Origin of the sequence: Photobacterium sp. GB-210 (assembly GCF_003026075.1) — a bacterium.
Lineage (GTDB): Bacteria > Pseudomonadota > Gammaproteobacteria > Enterobacterales > Vibrionaceae > Photobacterium.
In genome coordinates, this window is record NZ_PYNU01000054.1 from 1 (window position 1) to 1,011 (window position 1,011).

Sequence of the window (1,011 nt, forward strand, 5' to 3'; positions counted from 1 at the left end):
CCATTCTGTTTTTAAACTTCTAAAGAAGCGTTCCATGGGGGCGTTATCCCAACAATTTCCTCGTCGTGATAAGCTTTGTTTAATCTGGCATCGCCATAGTAATTGTCTGTAGTAACTGCTGGTATAATGACTACCTTGATCACTGTGAAACATAACCCCTTTAGGTTTATGTCGTGATTCATAAGCCATCATAAGAGCCTTACCTGTTAAGTGACTGTCAGGCGATAGAGACATCGCCCAACCAACAGGCTTTCTCGAAAATAAATCGATAACCACAGCAAGATACATCCAGCGATGTCCAGTCCACACATAAGTCACATCACCAACCCAAACTTGATTAGGTGATGTAACTGCAAATTGACGATTCAGATGATTTGGAATTGCAATATGCTCTTGATTTGCTTTTCGGTATCTATGTTTCGGTGATTGGCAACTAACAAGATTAAGGGCTTTCATTTGTTTGGATGCACGATACCGACTCAAGGGAATACCTTGAGTCGTAACCATATCTGCAATGGTTCTTGCTCCAGCAGAACCATTGCTTGCAGCATGTACCTCTTTGATTAAACTACGCAGTTTAATCAATTCAATAGAAATAGATTTTGGGCGTCTTTGCCAATATTTATAGCTACTGCGATGAACATCAAATACTTTGCATAACGTTGTTATGCTGTGGCTCTTCCTGAGTTTCTCGATTAACGAGAATTGTTCAATGAGTCTGACATCAAGAGAGCGGTGGCTTTTTTTAAGATTTCATTATGCTCTTCAAGAGTGGCTAATTTCTTCTTTAACTCTCGTATTTCAATCTGTTCAGGCGTCATCGGTGAAGCTTTCGGTGATTTACCTTGGCGCTCTTCTTTTAACTGACGAACCCACTTATCCATCGTAGATTTACCCACATTCATGGCCTGAGCAGCTTCAGTTACTGAATAGTTTTGATCGATAACTAATTGTGCTGCCTCTAATTTAAATTCAGCACTAAATAATCGTCTTGTTCGTTTTGTCATGATG

The 1,011-nt window shown here is 39.9% G+C and carries 1 pseudogene; it reads right to left on the bottom strand.

Going from position 1 to position 1,011, the window contains the following annotated elements:
* Window positions 1-1,007, bottom strand: a pseudogene (locus C9J38_RS21525) (IS3 family transposase); the annotation flags it as partial.
* Between the last annotated feature and the right edge of the window lie 4 nt (window positions 1,008-1,011).